Raw genomic sequence first — 14,809 nt, forward strand, 5'->3', positions numbered from 1 at the left:
GTGACCTCCACCTCCGGCTCCCCCGCCTCCCGCCTGCGCAGACCCGCCTGGGCGGGCCGCAACTACAGCCTGCTGACCGCGGCGACGATCGTGACGAGCCTGGGCGCCAACGGCTCCCTGATCGCCGCCGCGTTCGCGGTGCTGGACGCGGGCGGCGACGCCGGGGACGTCGGTCTCGTGGCCGCCGCCCGCACCTTCCCGCTCGTGCTGTTCCTGCTCGTCGGCGGCGCTGTGGCGGACCGGTTCCCGCGCCACCGCGTCATGGTCGCGGCGAACGCCCTCAACTTCCTCTCCCAGGGCGCCTTCGCCGTCCTCGTGCTCACCGGCGACCCCCGGCTGTGGCAGATGATGCTGCTCACCGCGCTGGGCGGCACCGGCCAGGCGTTCTTCAGCCCGGCGGCGGAGGGCATGCTGCTGTCCTCGGTGAGCGGTGAGCAGGCGGGCCGTGCGTTCGCCGTGTTCCGGATGGCGATGCAGAGCGCCGCCCTCGGGGGCGCGGCCCTCGGCGGCGCGCTGGTGGCGGCGGTGGGCCCCGGCTGGGTGCTGGCGGTGGACGCGGCGGCGTTCGCGGTCGCCGGTGCGCTGCGCTCGTTCCTCGACGTCAGCCATATCCCGCCGCGCGCCCCCGGCGACGGGATGCTGGCCGATCTCCGGGACGGCTGGCGGGAGTTCACGGGCCGTCCCTGGCTGTGGGGGATCGTCGTGCAGTTCTCGATCGCGAACGCGGTGGTGGGTGCCGCCGACGCGGTCTACGGCCCGCTGGTCGCCCGCGACAGCCTGGGCGGAGCGGGCCCCTGGGGCCTGGCGCTGGCCGCGTTCGGCGCGGGTACGGTGGCCGGCGCCCTCCTGATGACCCGCTGGAAGCCCCGCCGGCTCCTGTTCGTCGGCACCCTCTGCATCTTCCCGCTCGCGCTCCCCTCCGCGGCGCTCGCGGTGCCCGCCCCCGTCGGCGTGCTCTGCGTGGTGATGTTCGTGGCGGGCGCGACGGTCGAGGTCTTCGGCGTCTCCTGGATGACCGCGCTGCACCAGGAGATCCCCGAGGAGAAGCTCTCCCGGGTCTCGGCGTACGACTGGTTCGGCTCCGTCTCCCTGCTGCCCCTGGCGATGGCGCTGGCGGGCCCCGCCGAGCAGGTCTTCGGCCGGGGCCCGGCCCTGTGGGGCTGCGCGGGCCTGGTCGTCGCCGTCACGGCCGCGGTGCTCCTGGTCCCGGACGTCCGCGACCTCACCCGCCGCACGGTTTCGGTCACCGCACAGCCGTCGGCCGCCTCACCCGATCCCGAACGCTCCGCCGGGGGGCTCGGGTGACGGTACGGCGTCCGCGTCCCCGACCGGCCGGGCCGCGCCGACGAACTCCCGCAGCGCGGCCCCGTGTTCGACCCGCGCCGGAAAGGCGTCGGCGGCCGTACGACGGGCCAGCGCGCCGACGTCGATCGGCCGGTGCGAGGCGATGAGCACCGCGTTCCCGAACCGCCGCCCGCGCAGCACGCCGGGCTCGGCGATGAGCGCCAGCTCCTCGAAGACGGCGGCGAACGTGGCGAGTTGGGAGCGGAGGAAGCCGAAGGGGGCGGAGTCCGCGAGGTTGGCGAGGTAGACCCCGTCGCCCCGCAGGACCCGCTCGGCCTCCCGCGCGTACCCCAGCGAGGTCAGGTGCGCGGGGATCCGGGACCCGCCGAAGACGTCCGCGATCAGCACGTCCGCCGAATCCGCGGGCGCCGCTTCCAGCCAGCCGCGCGCGTCGGCGGCGTGCACCGCGATGCCGGCCCGCTCCGGCAGCGGCAGATGCTCGGTGACCAGTTCCAGCAGCTCCCGGTCGGCGTCCACGACGTGCTGCCGGGACCCGGGCCGGGTCGCCGCCACGTACCGGGGAAGCGTGCAGGCACCCCCGCCGAGATGCAGCACGTCCAGCGGCACCCCGGCCTCCGCCACGGCGTCCAGCGCATACCCGAGCCGCCGGGCGTACTCGAACTCGAGATGCGTCGGCTCGTCGAGATCCACATACGACTGCGGCGCCCCGTCGACGGTCAGCAACCAGGCCCGCTCCCGGTCGACATCGGGCATCAGCTTGGCGGTGCCGTGGGCGGTGACCCGGAGGACGGGTATGGCTTCGTTCACCTCTCCATTGTGCGTTGCGCGTGCCCGCAAAGAGGCGCGGGGCCATGTCGCCGACGGTCACGAGGGCGCCCCCGAAAGGGGCGCGGGGAACTGCGCGACCGGCCCCCGCCGGCCCGCAGTCCCCCGCACACCGCAACCTCACTCCACGGAGGTCACCGTCCCGGCGCCGACGGTCCGGCCGCCCTCACGGATGGCGAACCCCAGCCCCGCCTCCAGCGGCACGTCCCGCCCCAGCTCCACGGTCATCTCCACCGTGTCCCCGGGCCGGGCGACCGCCGTCTCACCGAGGTCGACGTCCCCGACCACATCCGCCGTACGGATGTAGAACTGCGGCCGGTACCCCGTCGAGACGGGAGTCGTACGACCCCCTTCGCGCCCCGACAGGACGTAGACCCGCGCCGAGAACCGCCGGGCCGGCACCACGCTCCCCGGCGCCGCCACCACGTGCCCCCGCCGCACCCCGTCCCGGGGCACGCCCCGCAACAGCAGCGCCACGTTGTCCCCGGCCTGCGCCTCGTCCATCGGCTTCCCGAAGGTCTCCAGGCCGGTGACGACGGTCTCGACGTCCGCGCCGAGCACCTCCACCCGGTCCCCGACCCGCACGGTCCCCCGCTCCACGGCACCGGTCACGACAGTGCCCCGCCCGGTGATGGTGAGCACGTTCTCCACCGGCAGCAGGAACGGCGCGTCCAGGTACCGCTCCGGCATCGGCACGTAGGTGTCGACCGCGTCGAGCAGCGCCTCGATCGACGCCGTCCACCGCGGGTCGCCCTCCAGTGCCTTGAGCCCGGAGACCCGGACCACGGGCACGGAGTCACCGCCGTACCCCTGCGCGGTCAGCAGCTCCCGGACCTCCAGCTCCACGAGGTCGGTGAGCTCCTCGTCGCCCGCGTCGGCCTTGTTGAGCGCGACCACGATGTGGTCGACGCCCACCTGCCGGGCGAGCAGCACGTGTTCGGCGGTCTGCGGCATGATCCCGTCGAGCGCGGAGACGACGAGGATCGCCCCGTCCAGCTGCGCGGCACCGGTGACCATGTTCTTGACGTAGTCGGCATGACCCGGCATGTCCACATGGGCGTAATGCCGGGTGTCGGTCTCGTACTCGACGTGCGCGATGTTGATGGTGATGCCGCGGAGCGCCTCCTCGGGGGCCCGGTCGATGCGGTCGAACGGCACGAACGTGCCGGTGCCGCGCTCGGCGAGGACCTTGGTGATGGCGGCGGTCAGGGTGGTCTTGCCGTGGTCGACGTGGCCCATCGTGCCGATGTTGAGATGCGGTTTGGTGCGGACGTATGCCGTCTTGGGCATGGCTGTACCTCGAAGCTTGTCCGAAGGAAGAGCGGGGACCCCGAGAAACCGGCCGACCCTCCCCCTGCGGGGTCCGCCGGACTTTCCGGGGAGGGTCAGCTTCGGGCGCCGTCGACAGCGGCCGTGAGAACGGGAACGGCAGCCTTCGGCGCATCCGCGACTGCGGATGCTGCGACGAGGAAGGCGAACCGGAACATGACACAGATCATGTCCGACGCGTCGCCCCACGTCGAACGGTTTTCCGCGGCGCCGATTTCACCCAAGGGACGGGAACCATACGGCGATCACACATCCGCTTCGGTTAGTGTCGCCGAATGCTCGATGCCAACCGCTCTGGCACCGCCACGGCCTCTCCCCGGGCCGCCGCCGAGGAGCTGACCATCGCCATGCCGGCCCCGCTGAGCTTCGGCGCACGCTGTACCCGCGTGCTGCTGTCGCCGTGGTCCCGGCTGTCCCTGCTCGTCGCGCTCCTGGCGGCGGCCGGGTCGTCGGTGCTGCTCTTCGAGCCGCAGAAGCTGATGACGCAGGGCTGGCCGCCGCACGTGGCGGGCACCACCGCGGTGGTGGTCTTCGCCGTGGCGTACGGCCTGATCACGGTGGCGTTCGTGCCCCGCCCGATCCTGAACCTGGCGGCCGGCGCGCTGTTCGGTTCGGCCCTGGGCATGGGCGCGGCCATGGCCGGCACCGTGCTCGGGGCGTGGCTCTCCTTCGTGCTCGGCCGCATGCTCGGCCAGGAGGCCCTGCGCCCGCTGCTGCGCGGCCGGCTGCTCAAGGCGGCGGACAACCAGTTCAGCAAGCACGGCTTCCGCTCGATGCTGGCGGTACGCCTGTTCCCCGGCGTCCCCTTCTGGGCCGCGAACTACGCGGCCGCCGTCTCCCGCATGCGCTGCACCCCGTTCCTGGTGGCCACGGCCCTGGGCTCGATCCCGAACGTCGCCGCCTACGTGGTCGCAGGCGCCCGTGCCTCGACCCCGACGTCCCCGGTCTTCCTGATCTCGGTGGCGGCGATCGTCATCCCGGCGGTGGCGGGCGCGGTGGTCGCCTGGCGCAAGCGCCACCATCTACGCCCCAAGCGCTAGCGCCCCGCAAGGGGCGCGGGGAACCGCGCGCCCAGCCCCCACCGCGCGGTCAGCCGCCCAACGCCCCCACCCGGCACCCCATTGGGCGCAGCCCTACCGAACCGCCTCCAGAATCATCGCGTTCGCCAACCCACCCGCCTCACACATCGTCTGAAGACCGAAGCGAGCGCCGCGTTCCCGCATCGCGTGCACCAGCGTCGTCGTCAGCCGAGTCCCGCTCGCCCCCAGCGGATGCCCGAGGGCGATGGCCCCACCGTGCACGTTCACCTTGGCGGGATCCGCCCCCGTCTCCTGCCGCCAGGCCAGCACCACGCTGGAGAACGCCTCGTTCACCTCGAACAGGTCGATGTCCCCGATGCCGAGCCCGGCCCGCCGCAGCACCTTCTCCGTCGCCGGGATCACGCCGGTCAGCATGAGCAACGGATCGGAGCCGGTCACGGCGAACTCGTGCAGCCGGGCCAGTGGCCGCAACCCGAGCCTCGCCGCGGTCTCGCCGGAGGTGATGAGCACCGCGGACGCGCCGTCGTTGACCGGGCTCGCGTTGCCCGCGGTGACGTTCCACTCGATCTGCGGGAACCGCTCGGCGAACCCGGGGTCGTAGTAGGCGGGCTTGAGTCCGGCGAGTACCTCGGCGGTGGTGCCGGGCCGTACGGACTCGTCGCGGGCGACGCCGTCCAGCGGAGCGACCTGCGCGTCGAACAGCCCCGCCGCCCACGCTGCCGCCGCCTTCCGGTGCGAGGAGACCGCGAAGTCGTCCATCTCCGCCCGGGAGAGCGACCACTTCGCGGCGATGAGCTCGGCGCTGATGCCCTGCGGGACCAGGCCCTCCGGGTAGCGCGCGGCGACTCCGGGCCCGAAGGGGTCCTTGCCGGCCGGCACGTTGGACCACATCGGCACCCGGCTCATCGACTCGACGCCGCAGGCGATCACGATGTCGTAGGCGCCGGACATGACGCCCTGCGCGGCGAAGTGCACGGCCTGCTGGGAGGAGCCGCACTGGCGGTCCACGGTGGTCGCCGGGACCGTCTCCGGGAAGCCCGCGGACAGGACGGCGTACCGGGTGGTGTTCATGGCCTGCTCGCCGACCTGGTCGACGGTGCCGCCGATCACGTCGTCGACGAGGGCGGGGTCGACGCCGGAGCGCTCGACGAGGGTCCGCAGGGTGTGGGCGAGGAGTTCGACGGGGTGGACGTGCGCCAGCGACCCGTTCGGCCTGCCCTTTCCGACGGGGGTGCGTACGGCTTCGACGATGACTGCGTCACGCATCTCGGGGACCTCGATTGCCAGTCTCGATTACCGGTGAGTAGGAAATCCGAACCCACCATAACTCTGAGGGTTGGAAAATCCAACCCTCTACTAGACTGAGCCCATGGCCGACCCCAAGGACCCCCGCCCATGCTCGATCGCCGACACCCTGGCGCTGGTCGGCGAGAAGTACTCCCTGCTGGTCCTGCGGGAGGTGTGTCTGGGCAACGGCCGCTTCGACCGGCTGGTGCGCAACATCGGCGCCCCGCGCGACATCCTGGCCACCCGGCTGCGCCGGCTCGTCGACGCCGGGATCCTCACCAAGCGCGTCTACAGCGAGCGGCCGCAGCGCTTCGAGTACCGGGCCACCCAGGCGGGCCTCGAACTGGAGCCGGTCCTGATGACCCTGATGGCCTGGGGCGACCGCCATCTCCACCCGGACGGCGACCGTCCCATGGTGATCGAGCACAACTGCGGCAGGACGCTCGCCGCGGTCGTCGTCTGCGAGGCCTGCGGCGACCCGGTACGGCACGAGGACCTGACGGCCCACCCGCAGGCACCGGGCTGGACGGTCGTGGGGCCGACGACGGCTTGAGCCCGGCGGGGACCGCCGGGCCCTGCCGCTCACCGAGTGAAGCCTCGTTCAATTTTGCGACTGGGACGGCCTCGTCATTCCGGGGGCCGAGCGCCTCTTCCCTGCGTAAGGGTTCACCTCCTCCTCACGCACCGAAGGACACCACTCGTGCACCAACTCGCCCAGAGCGCGGTCCTGGCGGTCAGCACGCTGGCCCACGCCAGGACGATCGCCAGATGGGTCCGCGACCGCTCCCGGGAGCGATTTCACTGTTCCGTCCTGCGGGAACTCGCCCGTACCGGCGGCACCGTCCGGGAAGAGCACCGGGGTCGTGGCGGCACCGTACTGATCTGGGAACTCCAGCTGCCCGAGCAACGCATCGAACCGGAACGGCGGCCGATGGCACCCCGGACCGCGGCCCGGGCCCAACGGCCCCGCGGCCGCAGGTGCACCGCCGTCCCCGCGGCAGGGCGGTCTTCCCGCACCGGCGGAGCGGGCGGGGGCCGGTGACCTCGCACCCTCCGCCCGACGAGGCCGCACGGGCACGCGACGCGGAGTTCGCACGGTTCTTCGCCGACTACCAGCCCAAGGCCGTGGCGTTCGTCCAATCGCTGGAGCAGGCGATGCCCCACGACGACGTGCGCGAGATCGTCAGCCCGGCCTTCCTGGCGATCTACACCCGCTGGGACAAGATCACGAACCCCGGAGCCTATCTGTTCAAGACGTTGCGGAACGGCATCAAAGAGCGCCACCGAACCTCGGTTCGGCACGCCCTGCTGGTGCAGAGACTCACACCCTCCCGGACGTCCCAGGTCAACTCCCCCGATCCCCTCGAAAGAGAGATCTCCGACGACTATGTCAAAGCCGCCCTGCAGCAACTGCCCCCGGCCATGCGTCAAGTAGCCGTCATGAAGTGGATGCTGGACCTGCCGGACTCGCTGATCGCCGAGGCACTCGGCATCACCCGCAGCACCGTGACGACCCACCTGACCCGGGCCACCCGGCGGTTGCAGCAGTTCTTCGGCACCACGGCGACAGAGCCTGGGACGGGAAAGGAGGAGCGATGACCAGTGAGAGGCATGACGCCGAGCCCAGTCCCTTCCCGGATCCCTCCATCACCGAACGGTTCAAGGCGGCGGCGGAGCATTTGGAGGAGCAGCACCCGCTGCTCACCGCCGAGGCCCAGGCGGCCATGCTCGCGTGGGTGCGGGAGACTGCCGCACAACTCTCCCCCGCGCCGGAGCCGACCACCGGGACCCCGCCGACGGCCTTCGCCGCGCCGTACCGGCAGGAGAGTCCCGCCGCGGTGTCTGCGGGAGAGCAGGGGGGTCTGGCCATCCTCGCGAGGCGGCGCCGCGCGACCGCCTTCGCCCAGGCCCTGGAGGAGCAGCCCGACCGGGACCCGGCGGCCGAGCCGTCCGGAGGACCGACGGGCGATCCGCCGGCCGCCCCGGACCGGGCCGAACGGACCGAGCAGGGCGAGCTGTCGGCCCTGGCGACCGGACTCGCCGCGCTGCCCAAACCGGAGCTCGACCCGGAGGTCAAGGTCGTCCAGCGGGCCCAATTGGTGGCCGCGATGGAGGCCATGCTGGCGGAGGGCACCCTGGGCGGGGCGGCAGGCGCTTCGGTACCCGAGCAGCGTTCGTCCCGTGCCAAGGGCGCGCATCGGGCCGGCCCGCTGGGCAGGTTGCGGCCGCGTTCCCGGCTCGCCAGGGGGCTCGTCGCGGGCGGCCTGAGCGTCGGTGTGGCCGCCGGAGCCTTCGGCGGGGTCGCCGCCGCCAGCTCCGACGCCCTGCCCGGCGACTCCCTGTACGGCCTCAAACGCGGCATCGAGGACTTCAAGCTCGACTATCTGTCCGACAGCGACGACCAGCGCGGCCAGACCTACCTCGACCAGGCCTCGACCCGGCTGATGGAAGTGCACGGCCTGCTGGTCCGGCAGAACGGCGAGGCTGCCGACGCACGGAGCACGACTGAACTCCGGGTGGCGGTGACCGGCTTGCGGGACGACACCTCCGAGGGAGTACGTCTGCTCCTGATCGCTCCCGGCGACTCCTCTCGCGAGGAAGATGCGCAAGTGGCGACCGAGGCGCTGGCGACCTTTGCCCAGGAACACCGCCGAACCTGGACGGTGGCGCTCGCCCAGTTGCCACCCGCGCTCTCCGACGTGAGCCGGGAGGTCACCGCTCTCTTCGACACCATCGACCGGAACGTCGTCGTGGCGCGCACCCCGCGGCCCCCGGCACCCGGCCCTTCCCCGGCGCACCTCCCGGGACGCCCCGCCATGTCCGAGGAACCCGGCCGAACACCCCCGGAGCGGGGCTTCAGTGCCTGAGCCACCCGGGGTGGACCGTGTCCACGGCCCACCCCGGCCCCCTGCTGATGCCGCTGGTCCGAGTACCCGTCGAGCCGCCCGCGCATCGGCGACGTGCGTGAGATCGCCCCGTCCGAGGCGGTCGAGCTGCTCCCCCGTGGCCTCGCGCAGGGCGCGGCAGCCCGCTGTGCTGGATCAGGAGGGTGACGCCCGGACGGTGGGCGCCCGCACCGCACCCCGACCGCCGGTGACCGGTTACGCCTCCGAACAGGCCAAGTGCAGACGGGGAGTTCCGCCACGCATGCCGTCGGCGACGGCCCGGTCACTGACAGCCGGGTGCGACACCGCCCCGCCCCGCGGCGCGTCGACCGTGACCTCCCCGCCGCTCACCACGGGTGTGCCCCCAGGTACCCGGCGATCTCCGCGCGCTCCCAGGCGCCGTCGGCGACGACGACCCGGTAGCGGCGCCGGAGGGTGTCGCCGGGGGCCAGTTCCAGCTCGTCGTGGAAGGCCCAGGAGGGGGCGATGCCGGCGAACGGCTCGTTGCGCACGAACCAGTGCGCGGGGTGGCTGCCGCGGGTGCCCAAGTGGTCGTTCTCCGGGGCGTGTTCGAAGACGACGGTGGCATGGCCGTCGGCGCCGTCGTGCTCGCCGGACAGGGCCAGCCAGGGGGACTGGGAACCCATGGCCTCCGGGCCCTCCCCCTCGGGGCCGACGATCCGGCCGTCCCGGAAGGCGCGCGGGCCGCGCCAGAACAGGCCGGTGTAGCCCGCCTGTTCACGCCCGGCCGTGGTCGGGCTGCCGAACAGCAGCGGTTCGGTACGGCGGTTGGTGATCTCACTGGTCCAGGTCAGCGCCCAGGAACGCGCCCCGGGGTCCACGTCATGGACCTCGATGCGGCGCCGCTCCTCCGCCCACAGCGTCCCGTCGTACGGATGCCAGGTCAGCCGCTCCGCGACCACGAGACAGCCGTCGGCCGACGACAGCTCGTCGAAGCCGGTGTGCCGCATCGAGCCGACGCGCTCCGGGATGGCCAGGTAACCCCGGCCGTGCACATAGGAGTTGCCGCCCCACAGGTTCGCGCCCGACAGGTGGGAGGCGGTCAGGGAGAGGCCCTTGTGCCAGCGGTGGTCGTTGGGCCGGTAGTCGGTGACCACGTCCCCGGCGAGGGTACGGATCGGGTGCAGGTAGGGCCGCGGCGCCTCCCAGGCGGTCTCCGGCCGGTAGACGTACGAGAACAGCTGCACCCCGGTGACCGGCTCGGTCACGGTGATCCGGTCGCCGTGGGTGTGCGTGATCCGCAGCTCGCCGCTCACGCGGACACCTCCTCGCGCACGGCCGGCGCCCAGCCCGCGGCCGGGCGGGCGAGGACGGGCGGACGGGAGCCGCGCCCGATGGCGCCGGCGCCGCCGACGGCGGCCCGGACGCGGCGGCCGGCGAAGGGGTCCGCGGAGCGGGGGGAGCGGGGCATGGACGTGATCAGCACTCCTCGGGCGTGTACCGGCGATGGGCGAACTCGCGCCCGAGGTGCGCCGTACCCGCACCCCGATGTGCGGAGCAAGCGCTTTCCCCTGCTGAAACGTAAGCGGCGGCACCTTGACCGGTCAACACCCCGTGGTCGCCAGGCCGCCTGCCGAACCCCTGTGTCCCCGCTGTCACCCCGGCCCGATACGCTGCGGTGGGACACGCATGATCACGTGCCCGTGCTGCTCGCGCACGGTTGCGTGAGCGCGTGTTCCCGCACCACCACGTGAGCCCGCGCGACCACCCGCCCCTTCCTCACCCCTGGGACGCCGTACCTTCATGTCTTGGTTTGAATCGCTGGTCCTCGGCCTCGTCCAGGGGCTGACCGAGTTCCTGCCCGTCTCCTCCAGCGCGCATCTGCGGCTGACCGCGGCCTTCTCCGGCTGGAAGGATCCGGGGGCCGCCTTCACGGCGATCACCCAGATCGGCACGGAGACCGCGGTGCTGATCTACTTCCGCAAGGACATCGGGCGGATCGTCTCGGCCTGGTTCCGGTCGCTGTTCGACAAGGCGATGCGGCGCAACCACGACGCCCAGATGGGCTGGCTGGTGATCGTCGGCTCGATCCCGATCGGTCTGCTGGGCGTGACCCTGAAGGACCAGATCGAGGGTCCGTTCCGCGACCTGCGGATCACCGCGACCATGCTCATCGTCGTGGGCGTCGTCATCGGCATCGCCGACCGGCTCGCCGCCCGCGACGAGACGGGCGGGCGGCACCGGGCGCCGAAGCAGCGCAAGACGCTCGAGAACCTGAGCGTGAAGGACGGCCTGATCTACGGCCTCTGCCAGGCCTGCGCCCTGATCCCCGGCGTCTCCCGCTCCGGCGCCACCATCAGCGGGGGCCTGTTCATGGGCTACCGGCGCGAGGCGGCGGCCCGCTACTCCTTCCTGCTCGCCATCCCGGCGGTGCTGGCCTCCGGCGCCTTCGAGGTCAAGGACTCGGTGAGCGAGGGCCATGTGGCCTGGGGTCCGACCCTGTTCGCCACGGTGATCGCGTTCGTGTCGGGGTACGCGGTGATCGCGTGGTTCATGAAGTGGATCTCCAACAAGAGCTTCATGCCGTTCGTCTGGTACCGCATCGCCCTCGGCATCGTGATCATCGCCCTGGTCTCGGCGGACGTGCTGAGCCCGCACGCGGCGGAGTCGGCGAGCTAGGCGCTCCGCGGGACGCCGGGCCAGGTTGTCGGTCGGGTGCGGCGTCGTTGTGGCTGGTCGCGCAGTTCCCCGCGCCCCTTTCGGGGCGCTGCTTCGGTCAGTCTTCCGCGGCGGCCGGGGTGCCCTGGTGGTAGTAGACGCGCCAGCCCGTGTCCGTGAGGCGCCACAGGGAGGTGCGCCAGGCGCGGCGGCCCTGGTTGTCCGCGAAGTAGGTCAGGTGGACGAGGCCCGGGGCCAGGACGGTCCCGGACATCTCGGCCACCTCGACCGGTGACTCAGGGGACACCGATCCGCCGCTGGTCACCGTGAGGATCGACGTCGCGTCCCAGCGGCGGCCGGAGACCCCGACCTCGGTGAAGTCCGGGTCGAGCAGCTCCAGGACGAGGTCCGGGCGGGCCCGCACCTCGGGATCGAGGAGCCGCAGCTCCGCGTCGACCGCCGCCTGTACCGCCCGCCGGTTCTCGTCCGCCATACGCCCGTCGTCGTCCGCCATACGCCGACCCTACGGACAACCTGCTGCCGGACCCAGTGGATATCCGCCCGGGGTCAGCCCAGCTTGAGCAGGAGGGCGGTGAGCTCGGCCGGCATGGTGATCATGCAGTCGTGGCCGGTGGGCAGTTCCCACACCTGCTCGGCGGCGGGGACCGGTCGGCGGGCGATGCCCTCCGGGACGTTCGCCACGCAGTGGATGTGGGTCCGCGGGATCGCGCCCACGGCGGGATCGTCCAGGCGCACCGGCTGCTGGAGGGTGCGCACCGCCTGGTCGGACAGCATGCCGCGCAGCCACGCCACGTCCGCCGCCTCGGTCACCCCGAACAGGCCGTAGGGCGGCGGCAGTTCGGGCATCGGCGGGACCCGCCAGCCGCTCTCGGAGGCGAGGGCCCGGTCGATCAGGGCGCGGCTCGCGGGCTGGACGTCGGCCGCGGTCTCGCCGTGCTCCGGGACCATCGCGTCGAGGTAGACCAACTGCCCGATGCGGTCGGGCACTTCGTTGGCGGCGGCCGAGACGACAAGACCCGCGTAGCTGTGTCCGACGAGGACGACGTCGGTGAGGTCCTCGCCCCTGATCAGCCCGACGACGTCGGCCACGTGGGTGTCGAGACCGACGTCCGGTCCGAGCAGCGGGGCCTTCTCGCCATGACCGGTCAGGGAGGGTGCGTACGCCCGGTGTCCCGCCGCCGCCAGCAGGGGGACCACCCGCTCCCAGCACTCCCCGCTGTGCCAGGCACCGTGTACCAGCAGATACGTCGGCATGATCGCGCTCCTCGGCTTGCTCGTCGCTGTCGCCGTCCACGCTGGCGGCCCGGCCCCGGACGGGGCAGCGCCCTGGTGATCCTGGGGGTGACAGGACCAGGCACGGGCGCGGCGACCGCATTACGGTGGCGGGATGACCGACGAACCGAACCCGCTGGGCGCGTACGTGCGGGCCCGCCGCGAGCTGGTCACGCCGGAGCAGGCCGGCATCCCCGCGCAGGGGGTGCGGCGGGTGCCGGGGCTGCGCCGGGAGGAGGTCGCGATGCTGGCCGGCATCAGCGCCGACTACTACCTGCGCCTGGAGCAGGGCCGCGACCGCAACCCCTCCGTGCAGGTCCTGGAGTCCCTCGCGCGCGTGCTGCGGCTCGACGAGGACGCGACGGCGTATCTGCTCCGTCTCGGCGCCGACCGGCCCCGCCGGCGCCGGCGGCGGGCCCGGCAGGAGACCGTCCCGCCGGGCGTCGCCCAGCTCGTCGCCGCCCTTCCGCTCCCCGCGCTGGTCGAGGGCCGGTACTTCGACGTCCTCGCCGTCAACGCCCTCGCGACCGCGCTGTCACCGCGCTTCTCGGTCGGCGCCAACCGGCTGCGGGACATCTTCCTCGACCCGGCCGAGCAGGCCCTCCACCCCGGCTGGGAGGAGGCCGGCGCCGGCATGGTCGCCGGCTTCCGGAGCTCCGTCGGGACCGACACGGACGACCCGCGCGTCGTCGAGCTCGTCGGCCAACTCTCCCTCGCCAGCCCGTACTTCAGCCGCCTCTGGGCCCGGCACGACGTGGCGTCCTGCGACGGCGCGGCCAAGGTCGTCGAGCACCCCCAGGTCGGCCGGCTGCGGCTGAACCGGGAGCGGCTGAACGTCAGCGGGGCGGCCGGGCAGACCCTCGTCGTCTACCACCCGGACCCGGGAAGCGGCAGCGCCGAGAAGCTCGCGCTGCTCGCCTCGGCGCTGCCGACCGGGTGACGACGGGGGGGACGGCGCGGGAACGACGAGGCGACGACGGCCGGGCGCCGCATCTCGGCCAACCCCCGACGCCCGTCGTTCTCCAGGGGTTCGGGGCCGCCGTACCCGCTCCGGCGAGGACGAAGTCCTGCCCAGGGGCGCACCGCCCGGCCGGAGCCGCGGCGAGCCGCCTGGCAAATGCCAAGGCGTGGCCACCCGCCTGCCGTATCGCCCGTGACCAACCCCATACGGTCTGCGTAGTGGCCCGGTAGCGCACGGTCAGTTCTTGCCCCTACGCTGTTTCTCATGTCCCCCGATTCCCGAACCCCTGGTTCCGTGCGGTCTGCTGCCGAGGTCAACGAGCACATCCGGGCGCTGTGGCTGCGTGCGGGCGGAACGCTGTCGGCTCAGGAGCGGACGGAGTACGAGCTGCTGGTGGTCGAGTGGGCCGCGGCGATCCGCGAGCAGATCATCGAGGCGGCCTGACCGGACCCGACCGGCCCGGTGTTCACCGGCCGCCGGAGACGCGCAGCACCGTGCCCGTCGTGTAGGAGGCCTCGGGCGACAGCAGCCAGGCGATGGCGGCGGCGATCTCCTCGGGCCGCCCTGCACGGCCCAACGGCGTGGTGTGGCCGACCCGTTCGGCTCGGCCCGGGTCGCCCATCGCCGCATGGATCTCGGTGTCGATCACGCCGGGTGCCACCGCGTTGACCCGCACGCCGTCGGGGCCGAGTTCCTTGGCGAGGCCCACGGTGAGGGCGTCGACGGCCGCCTTGGTCGCCGCGTAGTGGACGTACTCGCCGGGGCTGCCGAGGGTGGCCGCCGCCGAGGACACGTTCACGATGGCACCGCTCCCCCGCGCGGCCATCAGCCGGGCGGCACGGCGTGAGCACAGCAGCGCGCCCAGCAGGTTGACCTCCACCACCCGGCGGAGATCCGCGGCCTCCGCGTCGGCCAGCCGCCCGAACGGCCCGGTCACGGCGGCGTTGTTCACCAGTCCGGTGACGGCCCCCAGCTCCCGCTCCGCCGCGTCGAACAGCCCCTCCACATCGGCCTCCACGGAGGTGTCCACCCGGACGACGGTACAGCGTGCCCCGGCCTTCCGCGCCTCCTCCGCGACCGTCTCGGCGGCGTCCCCGTCCCGGACGTAACCGATCACCAGGTCGTGCCCGTCGGCCGCGAGCCGCAGACAGGTCGCCGCGCCGATACCCCTGCTGCCGCCGGTGACCACCGTGACGGGACGTGCCATCGCAGACCTCCTCGAACCGACCGGACGACGATCTTACGACCCCGCGGGCGCGAGCACC

Annotated in this window: 17 protein-coding genes; 9 read left to right on the forward strand and 8 right to left on the reverse strand. The window is 72.9% G+C overall.

What is annotated here, in order from left to right:
- Complete coding sequence (locus ACGF5O_RS10340; protein ID WP_393809474.1) at positions 1–1,305, forward strand: MFS transporter; 1,305 nt, start codon at positions 1–3, stop codon at positions 1,303–1,305.
- On the opposite strand, the gene ACGF5O_RS10345 is transcribed toward ACGF5O_RS10340, so the two are convergent.
- Together ACGF5O_RS10345 and tuf are read right to left on the reverse strand one after the other, a co-directional pair.
- Positions 1,267–2,112 (reverse strand): spermidine synthase, encoded by an 846-nt coding sequence (locus tag ACGF5O_RS10345; protein ID WP_393809475.1) that lies wholly within the window; start codon positions 2,110–2,112, stop codon positions 1,267–1,269. The two genes, ACGF5O_RS10340 and ACGF5O_RS10345, sit on opposite strands and share 39 nt — an antisense overlap.
- Before the next feature lie 138 nt (positions 2,113–2,250).
- Positions 2,251–3,420: an elongation factor Tu gene (gene tuf / locus ACGF5O_RS10350; protein WP_393809476.1), complete on the reverse strand. Its 1,170-nt coding sequence runs from the start codon at positions 3,418–3,420 to the stop codon at positions 2,251–2,253.
- Positions 3,421–3,734: 314 nt separating this feature from the next.
- Here tuf and ACGF5O_RS10355 point away from each other — a divergent pair, with 314 nt between their 5' ends.
- A complete protein-coding gene (locus ACGF5O_RS10355; RefSeq protein WP_393809477.1) occupies positions 3,735–4,499 on the forward strand; it encodes a TVP38/TMEM64 family protein in 765 nt (254 codons plus the stop codon).
- Between the two features lie 93 nt (positions 4,500–4,592).
- Here ACGF5O_RS10355 and ACGF5O_RS10360 read toward each other — a convergent pair whose 3' ends face one another.
- Positions 4,593–5,765: a thiolase family protein gene (locus ACGF5O_RS10360; protein ID WP_393809478.1), complete on the reverse strand. Its 1,173-nt coding sequence runs from the start codon at positions 5,763–5,765 to the stop codon at positions 4,593–4,595.
- A gap of 103 nt (positions 5,766–5,868) precedes the next feature.
- Here ACGF5O_RS10360 and ACGF5O_RS10365 point away from each other — a divergent pair, with 103 nt between their 5' ends.
- From ACGF5O_RS10365 to ACGF5O_RS10380, 4 genes are all read left to right on the forward strand, one after another.
- Complete coding sequence (locus tag ACGF5O_RS10365; protein WP_393809479.1) at positions 5,869–6,339, forward strand: winged helix-turn-helix transcriptional regulator; 471 nt, start codon at positions 5,869–5,871, stop codon at positions 6,337–6,339.
- A gap of 147 nt (positions 6,340–6,486) precedes the next feature.
- A complete protein-coding gene (locus tag ACGF5O_RS10370; RefSeq protein WP_393809480.1) occupies positions 6,487–6,828 on the forward strand; it encodes a hypothetical protein in 342 nt (113 codons plus the stop codon).
- A complete protein-coding gene (locus tag ACGF5O_RS10375; protein WP_393809481.1) occupies positions 6,825–7,385 on the forward strand; it encodes an RNA polymerase sigma factor in 561 nt (186 codons plus the stop codon). Before ACGF5O_RS10370 ends, ACGF5O_RS10375 begins: the two co-directional genes overlap by 4 nt.
- Complete coding sequence (locus ACGF5O_RS10380; RefSeq protein WP_393809482.1) at positions 7,382–8,653, forward strand: hypothetical protein; 1,272 nt, start codon at positions 7,382–7,384, stop codon at positions 8,651–8,653. The genes ACGF5O_RS10375 and ACGF5O_RS10380 overlap by 4 nt, the downstream gene beginning before the upstream one ends.
- A gap of 365 nt (positions 8,654–9,018) precedes the next feature.
- On the opposite strand, the gene ACGF5O_RS10385 is transcribed toward ACGF5O_RS10380, so the two are convergent.
- Positions 9,019–9,948 (reverse strand): PmoA family protein, encoded by a 930-nt coding sequence (locus ACGF5O_RS10385; protein ID WP_393809483.1) that lies wholly within the window; start codon positions 9,946–9,948, stop codon positions 9,019–9,021.
- Entirely contained in the window at positions 9,945–10,103 is a 159-nt protein-coding gene (locus ACGF5O_RS10390) for a hypothetical protein (protein ID WP_393809484.1), read from the reverse strand. The genes ACGF5O_RS10385 and ACGF5O_RS10390 overlap by 4 nt, the downstream gene beginning before the upstream one ends.
- Positions 10,104–10,435: 332 nt before the next feature.
- Between ACGF5O_RS10390 and ACGF5O_RS10395 the strand changes: the two genes are divergently transcribed.
- Positions 10,436–11,311, forward strand: coding sequence for an undecaprenyl-diphosphate phosphatase (locus ACGF5O_RS10395; RefSeq protein WP_393809485.1), 876 nt, complete (start codon positions 10,436–10,438; stop codon positions 11,309–11,311).
- Between the two features lie 97 nt (positions 11,312–11,408).
- On the opposite strand, the gene ACGF5O_RS10400 is transcribed toward ACGF5O_RS10395, so the two are convergent.
- Both ACGF5O_RS10400 and ACGF5O_RS10405 read right to left on the reverse strand, forming a co-directional pair.
- Positions 11,409–11,804 carry a DUF4440 domain-containing protein gene (locus ACGF5O_RS10400; RefSeq protein WP_393809486.1) on the reverse strand — a complete coding sequence of 132 codons (396 nt, stop codon included), beginning with the start codon at positions 11,802–11,804 and terminating at the stop codon, positions 11,409–11,411.
- Positions 11,805–11,857: 53 nt separating this feature from the next.
- Positions 11,858–12,565 (reverse strand): alpha/beta fold hydrolase, encoded by a 708-nt coding sequence (locus tag ACGF5O_RS10405; protein ID WP_393809487.1) that lies wholly within the window; start codon positions 12,563–12,565, stop codon positions 11,858–11,860.
- A 133-nt stretch (positions 12,566–12,698) separates the two neighbouring features.
- Here ACGF5O_RS10405 and ACGF5O_RS10410 point away from each other — a divergent pair, with 133 nt between their 5' ends.
- Together ACGF5O_RS10410 and ACGF5O_RS10415 are read left to right on the forward strand one after the other, a co-directional pair.
- Positions 12,699–13,523: a helix-turn-helix domain-containing protein gene (locus tag ACGF5O_RS10410; protein WP_393809488.1), complete on the forward strand. Its 825-nt coding sequence runs from the start codon at positions 12,699–12,701 to the stop codon at positions 13,521–13,523.
- 285 nt (positions 13,524–13,808) lie between these two features.
- Positions 13,809–13,988: a hypothetical protein gene (locus ACGF5O_RS10415; protein ID WP_089105573.1), complete on the forward strand. Its 180-nt coding sequence runs from the start codon at positions 13,809–13,811 to the stop codon at positions 13,986–13,988.
- A gap of 22 nt (positions 13,989–14,010) precedes the next feature.
- Here the strand turns inward: ACGF5O_RS10415 and ACGF5O_RS10420 are convergent, their stop codons facing one another.
- Entirely contained in the window at positions 14,011–14,751 is a 741-nt protein-coding gene (locus tag ACGF5O_RS10420; RefSeq protein ID WP_393809489.1) for an SDR family oxidoreductase, read from the reverse strand.
- Positions 14,752–14,809 lie beyond the last annotated feature (58 nt).

This window comes from Streptomyces sp. NPDC048291, assembly GCF_043201715.1.
GTDB lineage: Bacteria > Actinomycetota > Actinomycetes > Streptomycetales > Streptomycetaceae > Streptomyces.

Excerpts from the sequence above, each read along its gene's own strand:
- ACGF5O_RS10360 (WP_393809478.1), bottom strand. The coding sequence starts at position 5,765 with ATGCGTGACGCAGTCATCGTCGAAGCCGTACGCACCCCCGTCGGAAAG.
- ACGF5O_RS10380 (WP_393809482.1), top strand. The coding sequence starts at position 7,382 with ATGACCAGTGAGAGGCATGACGCCGAGCCCAGTCCCTTCCCGGATCCC.
- ACGF5O_RS10400 (WP_393809486.1), bottom strand. The coding sequence starts at position 11,804 with ATGGCGGACGACGACGGGCGTATGGCGGACGAGAACCGGCGGGCGGTA.
- ACGF5O_RS10405 (WP_393809487.1), bottom strand. The coding sequence starts at position 12,565 with ATGCCGACGTATCTGCTGGTACACGGTGCCTGGCACAGCGGGGAGTGC.
- ACGF5O_RS10420 (WP_393809489.1), bottom strand. The coding sequence starts at position 14,751 with ATGGCACGTCCCGTCACGGTGGTCACCGGCGGCAGCAGGGGTATCGGC.
- tuf (WP_393809476.1), bottom strand. The coding sequence starts at position 3,420 with ATGCCCAAGACGGCATACGTCCGCACCAAACCGCATCTCAACATCGGC.
- ACGF5O_RS10390 (WP_393809484.1), bottom strand. The coding sequence starts at position 10,103 with ATGCCCCGCTCCCCCCGCTCCGCGGACCCCTTCGCCGGCCGCCGCGTC.
- ACGF5O_RS10410 (WP_393809488.1), top strand. The coding sequence starts at position 12,699 with ATGACCGACGAACCGAACCCGCTGGGCGCGTACGTGCGGGCCCGCCGC.
- ACGF5O_RS10355 (WP_393809477.1), top strand. The coding sequence starts at position 3,735 with ATGCTCGATGCCAACCGCTCTGGCACCGCCACGGCCTCTCCCCGGGCC.
- ACGF5O_RS10415 (WP_089105573.1), top strand. The coding sequence starts at position 13,809 with ATGTCCCCCGATTCCCGAACCCCTGGTTCCGTGCGGTCTGCTGCCGAG.
- ACGF5O_RS10395 (WP_393809485.1), top strand. The coding sequence starts at position 10,436 with ATGTCTTGGTTTGAATCGCTGGTCCTCGGCCTCGTCCAGGGGCTGACC.
- ACGF5O_RS10365 (WP_393809479.1), top strand. The coding sequence starts at position 5,869 with ATGGCCGACCCCAAGGACCCCCGCCCATGCTCGATCGCCGACACCCTG.